The organism is Marinobacter sp. C1S70, from assembly GCF_000475355.1.
GTDB classification, from domain to species: Bacteria; Pseudomonadota; Gammaproteobacteria; order Pseudomonadales; family Oleiphilaceae; genus Marinobacter; species Marinobacter nauticus.
Genome location: NZ_AXBW01000036.1, coordinates 1 through 5,770, shown reverse-complemented (window position 1 = coordinate 5,770; position 5,770 = coordinate 1). Strand labels below are relative to the sequence as shown.

Below are 5,770 nucleotides of genomic sequence, written 5' to 3'. Positions count from 1 at the left end.
ACTTTAATTGGCCATTAACACCGCAACGAAAAAGCCGTCGCTGTGCCTGCGCTTGTTAGAGGTCATAGTGCGCAAAAGCTCTGGCCACCTTGCCGGAAGAGCCGAAATGAAACACTTCCGCCGAAAGTCCTAAGACTCCCTCATAAACAAGGGTGACACTATTTGCTCCACGAAGGACGTGAAGCAAGTTGAATTCGAGGTCGGGATATTTTTCGAGTGCACCTGACCAATATTCCCCGACAGCATCTTTGCCCCGAAGCACACCGGAAGATTCTCCTGTGAGCTTGGTTATGGCTGGAGATGACATTTCAAATTCTTCCTCATAGTGTGAAAGAATTTTATCTAAATCATGCGCATTCCATGCGGACACCCATTCCTGAGCAAATTGCTGAGCCTGATGCTTTTCCATAGTTTTCTCGGACCTCTAACGCTTGCAGCACGCGCGCCCTTGTAATGGAGCCGAAGGCGCAATGAAAAGGGCGTCGCCGTGCCTGCACTTGTTATGCACTAATCTACCGGGCATGTATTTGTGCAAACCTGGTAGGACTCTCGGCAAGCCCGCAGAGTTTCAGTTTTAAAACCAACTTGATTACCTTGTGACACACAGGATGAATAGCTCGTAGAACATTCCCTAACACAAGACGGCTCAAGATCACTGACATCAATATCTTTGATGCTATATGCACACCCACTGGCCGCAGCATTGATTGCGAGAATAATAAAGGCGTTTCTGATCATTCCTTGCCTCCCAATTTCTGCATAACCCCCAGATTAGCCAAGGAAGGCCATGTGCGCCCTGTCTTCGGCTGGCGCGAAGTGCTATGCGTACTCATCGCTGACCATACGAGGCAGCCAATAATTCGTAGTAGTCCGGCCTCTCAGAAACGGGCTCAAGCCGGTCCGAGTAAAGCCGTTTAATCGAGCCCTCGCCAAAGTACAGATACTCACCGCCAGCAAGACCAACGAAATATTCCACGCTTGGGCCAACGACGCTTTCTACCATATCCTTGGAGAAGGATATCAATTCAACCTTCCTCATGAGCTTACACCGAAAAAACTTATACGAGACATGGCCATCAATGCTCGTACGGGCCTCTTCTGCAGCTATATTTTTGTTACAGAAACAGAATGCAGACGTATACGCCTCGAATGCCGAGACTGCTTCTTTTCCTTCAAATCTGTATGAGTACGGCCACCCATTGGAATCAATGCTGCGCTCAATCTCATGAGTAACAATAGTTGCGCTTTCGGAGATTTCGGCTGAGTAGCCAACGCCCATAAATACAGCTATTTTCAACCTTGAACTTTGATTCGCATCCTCAATTGGTGCTTTATCAATGAATTTAACGAGGTCTGATTTAGTCAGAACGAGCGGCAAGTCACGGGCAAGATACCAAACGAAAAAAGCTCCAAGGCGCTCAAATGGTAGTTTCATACGATGACACCGTCCGTCCCTTGTGCATAACGCCAACAGCACGCGCGGCTGCGAAATGGAGGCGAAGCCGCAATGTAGTAGACGTCGCCGTGACTGTATTGGTTAGACGCGGTACCGGCTCTCAATGTACTTCAATCCCGGGATTCGCTGCCTGCAAGCTTGATACCGCCTCATCCGATATGTGTTCGCAATCCAATACCGATATGAATTTAAGCCCCTTGAGTGACTGGAGAAAACCGAGCCCAATATCCGAAACTACAGTACCTTCAAGCCAGATTTCCTCAAGACTCTTGAATGTTGCAAGGCGCTCCATCGCTATGTCGGTTACCCGCGTTCCATCAAGATCAATACAACGCAATGCAGGCATGTCAGGCAAGTTGGCAATTCCGCAATCGGATACCTCTGAATTCTCCAGATTCAGAAAGACCGTGTCTGCGCGCACAGAGGCTAGGTCCGCATCGCTGAACAAAGAGCCATCTACATAGCCAAATTGACCCTTTAAGCGGAAAACCAGTCTGTCGTCTGACTTCATACCCATCTCGTCTAACAGCTTATTAGCGTGAATTCTCATTAAACCGCAACGAAACCACCCCGTCAAAAACCACTTCACACACCGAATACTCATTTTTTTCAGAGTCTTATTGGCCTGCTTCGGGCCGTTGTCGGGCCTTTAGATTTGTGAAAAGCGTGCACGCGGTTTATCCGTGCGCGGTTTTGCACGTTAAAACCAAAGCATTAAAAAATTACCATTTTAAATCAGACATCTACAGAGGCGCCCTGTGAAAAACGTGCACAGCCACGCACGTTAAACCGCAGAAAATTTGGCGTTTTTGCGGCCTTTTCATTATAACTGTACATCCATACAGCTTTAGCCAAGGAGGGCGACTGTGGCTAAATCACCGTTTCTGGAATCGGTTCGCACAGAGATCAGAACCAAGCAGTACAGCTACCGCACCGAGCAGTCTTATCTCTACTGGATCCGCCAATTCATCCTCTTTAACGACAAGAAACACCCAGAGGTGATGGGTAATCACGAGATTGAGCGCTTTCTGAATCACCTCGCCGTCAATCGTGGAGTCAGCTCAGGTACTCAGAATCAGGCTCTGTGCGCGATTATTTTTGTCTACAAGCATGTGCTTAGACGGGAGATTGAGAATCTCCAGTACAAGATGACGAAGACCCCTCGTCGCATGCCGACCGTTCTTAATCCCGATGAAGTAGCTTCGATTCTCCACCGCATGGAAGGCGAGTATTGGCTCATTACCGCTCTGCTCTATGGATGCGGTTTGAGAATCAACGAAGCGCTATCACTTCGCATCAAAGACATTGATTTGAAGAGCCGCAATCTGCTCGTATTCAACGGCAAAGGGCGGAAAGACCGATACACCCTGATTCCAGGAAATCTCAGAGATAACCTTGAACGACAAATCGCCCACGCAAGGTCCGTGCACGAGTCTGATCTAGCCGATGGATTTGGCCTTACTTCGGTGCCCGCCTCACTGCATAAGAAGTACGGGCCGGTTATGAAGGACTTGGGATGGCAATACCTATTCCCATCTTCGACAAGATGCGTTCACCCCATCGCTGGCTATGTGTGCCGGCACCATCTTCATCGTTCTTCTTATTCGCGGCAATTGAGGCAGGCGGTTCTGGATAGCGGCACCACCAAACGAGTGTCAGCACACACCTTTAGGCATGCTTTCGCGACGGAGTTATTGAGATCAGGGAGTGATATTCGAACAGTTCAGGAAATCCTCGGCCACAGCGATATTCGGACGACTGAAATCTACACCCACATTATTGGCGATCGACGAGCTGGAACAGTTAGTCCATTTGATCGCTTGCCAGGTTCTTGAGAAGCGACCAAGCGCTTAACTGGGGCAGATAACGCCAAGGATATGAGGTACTCCGAATGTTCGCTTTTGTTTTTAAAGAACCTTCGGCAAGTCATCCCAACGAGTCGTATACGCCGGCGACAAATGCCCCCGTCGCATCGCATAGGCAGCAGGCCCGGCCTCCCTGGCCATGTAGACCGGAGCCTTGGCCTTTCGGTTAATGGCATCCATAACGGCCATCAGGCGTTCCGATCTGCCGTTGTCTGGTGCCTGCCCGGCAGCGGCTTGAAAGAGATCCTCTTGAACACCCGCTTCTTCCACCAACTCACACAGCATGACGCCGGCCTTGGCGTAATCAAATCCTTCGCGATACATCGGTCGCAGCAGATTCAGGGCCTGCTGCACAATAACCCGGCAGTCCTGGCTGGGCTGGATAAGCTTCACACTGGCGCTGCGTGAATACTGCGGTGCGCTGGGATTGAATGGGTTGGTTCGGATAAACACCATCAGCTCTCCAGCGTACTGATCACCCGCCCGAAGCTTTACCGCAGCGCGGGTCGCAAAGTGCGCAACGGCCTCCTCCAGGTCGCTTAGTTTCTGAAGCGGCTGGCCAAAAGATCGGGAACACATGATTTGCTTCTTGGGGGGCGGCACATCCTCCCACGCAACACAGGGCATGCCGTTGAGTTCCTGGGCGGTGCGTTCCAACACGACAGAGAACTGTTTTCTCAGCGTCGCCAGATGGGTATCCGCTAGCTGTAACGCTGTGACAATGCCCATGGCCTGCAGCCTGGCACTGAGCTTTCGGCCGACACCCCAAACCTCCTCAACCGGTACCCGGGCCATCAACCGCCGTTGCCGGACGGGGTCTGTGAGGTCTACCACGCCTCCGGTCGCCGGATACTTCTTCGCGGCAAAGTTAGCCAGCTTGGCCAGTGTTCGCGTGGGGGCAATGCCCACACAGACGGGCAAACCAACGTTCTGGTAAACAGTGCTTTTAACCTCTCGACCAAACTCCTCGAAGGATACCACCCGGTCAATGCCGGTCAGGTCGAGAAAGGCTTCATCAATGGAATACACATCCACTTTTGGAGCCAAGCTCTCTAACGTTGTCATCACTCGCCGGCTCATGTCGCCGTAGAGCGTGTAATTGGAAGAGAATACGTTGATGCCGTATCGGCGAATCTCGGATTTGATGTGATGGACCGGCACGCCCATCTTATTAGTCCTGTGGTTACATGTAACAACCTTATAAGTGACTGAAAGGATTGAAAAGAGTCGGAGTTACACTTTTTCAGGTTTTCACTCTGATAATGTGACAATATTTTGGCCGGTTCTGGCCGTAGATTACCAGCATAATTCGGCCGTTAAGGTCGCAAAGCGAACATTTGCATTGGACGATTACGAGGAGCTTTGCGGCTATTTTGGAGCAACGAATCGGAGGAAAGTGCATTGGAGCGCTGCAACGGTGAGCTTTCCGCTCACCATAGCCAGCACAGGAGACTTTGCCCCGTTCATCGCCCTCACTTGGACTTAAATACCAGTTGGCCCGTGATGTGTAAGCCGTCGAAACTCAGAACAAGCGCTCCCCGTTATCCACCTGCGCATCCGGTCTCACCAAGGTAACTGCGCCCTTCTCGGTTTGCACGCCAGTGACCAGACACTCCGACAAAAAAGGGCCAATCTGTTTGGGCGGAAAATTGGTGACGGCCAAAACCTGCTTGCCGATGAGCTCCTGCTTGCCATAGAGGTTTGTAATCTGTGCACTCGATTTACGAATACCAATGTCCGGCCCGAAATCCACTCGCAATTTATAAGCCCGTTTGCGCGCTTCAGGAAAATCCATCACTTCAATGATGGTCCCGATCCGTAGTTCAACCTTCTCGAAATCGTCCCAGGTAATCATCTCACTGCTCCTTTGACGTAGTTAGTCTGTTAACAAATCTGGCTCGGCGACCTTCCGGCTCTTCGCACGACCCGCGATCAAGGAACCAATGACGATCAGGATGCTGGCACTCAACACGGCAACTGTAGCCTCGCCGAATCCGGCAATGATCAACAGGATCACTGAAATCAGTGGCGCACTGTATGCCAGGGTTCCCAGTAACTGGATGTTTCCGTGCTTTACACCATGGTCCCAGGTGAAGAATGCTATGCCCACCGGTCCGAGGCCGAGCCCCACCACGCCAATCCATTGAAGTGCGCCTTCTGGCCACACTGTTTCCTCCCATAAAAGGTGACAAATCAACGCCAGAAAAGCCGTGACACCGCAGAACCAGCCCACCGCATCGGTCGGTACCGAGCGAACCAGTCTGCTGAGAACGGAATAGGATGACCAGATCAAAGCGCAGGACAGAGCCACCATGTAACCCGGCAGGTTCTCCCAGGAAAATCCATCGGCATTACGGCTGATCAACAACCAACAACCTGCCAAGGCAACCAGGGCCCCAACGATGTACTGACCTCGTAGTTTCTCGCCCTGCGTATTCCGGCGAACGTG

General features: G+C 51.2%; 7 protein-coding genes. 1 reads left to right on the top strand and 6 read right to left on the bottom strand.

Annotated elements, in window-relative coordinates; all coding sequences use genetic code 11:
* Positions 1 to 55: 55 nt before the first annotated feature.
* From Q669_RS11540 to Q669_RS11530, 3 genes are all read right to left on the bottom strand, one after another.
* Positions 56 to 409 (bottom strand): nuclear transport factor 2 family protein, encoded by a 354-nt coding sequence (locus tag Q669_RS11540; protein WP_022992362.1) that lies wholly within the window; start codon positions 407 to 409, stop codon positions 56 to 58.
* Between the two features lie 420 nt (positions 410 to 829).
* On the bottom strand, positions 830 to 1,435 hold the full coding sequence (locus Q669_RS11535; RefSeq protein WP_022992361.1) for a hypothetical protein: 606 nt from the start codon (positions 1,433 to 1,435) through the stop codon (positions 830 to 832).
* 121 nt (positions 1,436 to 1,556) lie between these two features.
* Positions 1,557 to 1,967 (bottom strand): hypothetical protein, encoded by a 411-nt coding sequence (locus Q669_RS11530; RefSeq protein ID WP_036149633.1) that lies wholly within the window; start codon positions 1,965 to 1,967, stop codon positions 1,557 to 1,559.
* A gap of 355 nt (positions 1,968 to 2,322) precedes the next feature.
* Between Q669_RS11530 and Q669_RS11525 the strand changes: the two genes are divergently transcribed.
* Positions 2,323 to 3,291, top strand: coding sequence for an integron integrase (locus Q669_RS11525; RefSeq protein WP_022992359.1), 969 nt, complete (start codon positions 2,323 to 2,325; stop codon positions 3,289 to 3,291).
* A gap of 72 nt (positions 3,292 to 3,363) precedes the next feature.
* On the opposite strand, the gene umuC is transcribed toward Q669_RS11525, so the two are convergent.
* The 3 genes from umuC to Q669_RS11510 form a co-directional block, all read right to left on the bottom strand.
* The gene (umuC, locus tag Q669_RS11520; protein WP_081699741.1) at positions 3,364 to 4,539 is read right to left on the bottom strand and encodes a translesion error-prone DNA polymerase V subunit UmuC; all 1,176 of its coding nucleotides are present in this window, start codon (positions 4,537 to 4,539) and stop codon (positions 3,364 to 3,366) included.
* Between the two features lie 304 nt (positions 4,540 to 4,843).
* Positions 4,844 to 5,176 (bottom strand): tRNA-binding protein, encoded by a 333-nt coding sequence (locus tag Q669_RS11515; RefSeq protein ID WP_022992357.1) that lies wholly within the window; start codon positions 5,174 to 5,176, stop codon positions 4,844 to 4,846.
* 21 nt (positions 5,177 to 5,197) lie between these two features.
* Positions 5,198 to 5,770 (bottom strand): DMT family transporter (locus Q669_RS11510; protein ID WP_022992356.1); only part of this gene is annotated, 573 nt, incomplete at its 5' end.

Bases quoted from the DNA above. Each gene is read 5' to 3' on its own strand.
- Q669_RS11540 (WP_022992362.1), bottom strand. From the start codon at position 409: ATGGAAAAGCATCAGGCTCAGCAATTTGCTCAGGAATGGGTGTCCGCA.
- Q669_RS11535 (WP_022992361.1), bottom strand. From the start codon at position 1,435: ATGAAACTACCATTTGAGCGCCTTGGAGCTTTTTTCGTTTGGTATCTT.
- Q669_RS11530 (WP_036149633.1), bottom strand. From the start codon at position 1,967: ATGAAGTCAGACGACAGACTGGTTTTCCGCTTAAAGGGTCAATTTGGC.
- Q669_RS11515 (WP_022992357.1), bottom strand. From the start codon at position 5,176: ATGATTACCTGGGACGATTTCGAGAAGGTTGAACTACGGATCGGGACC.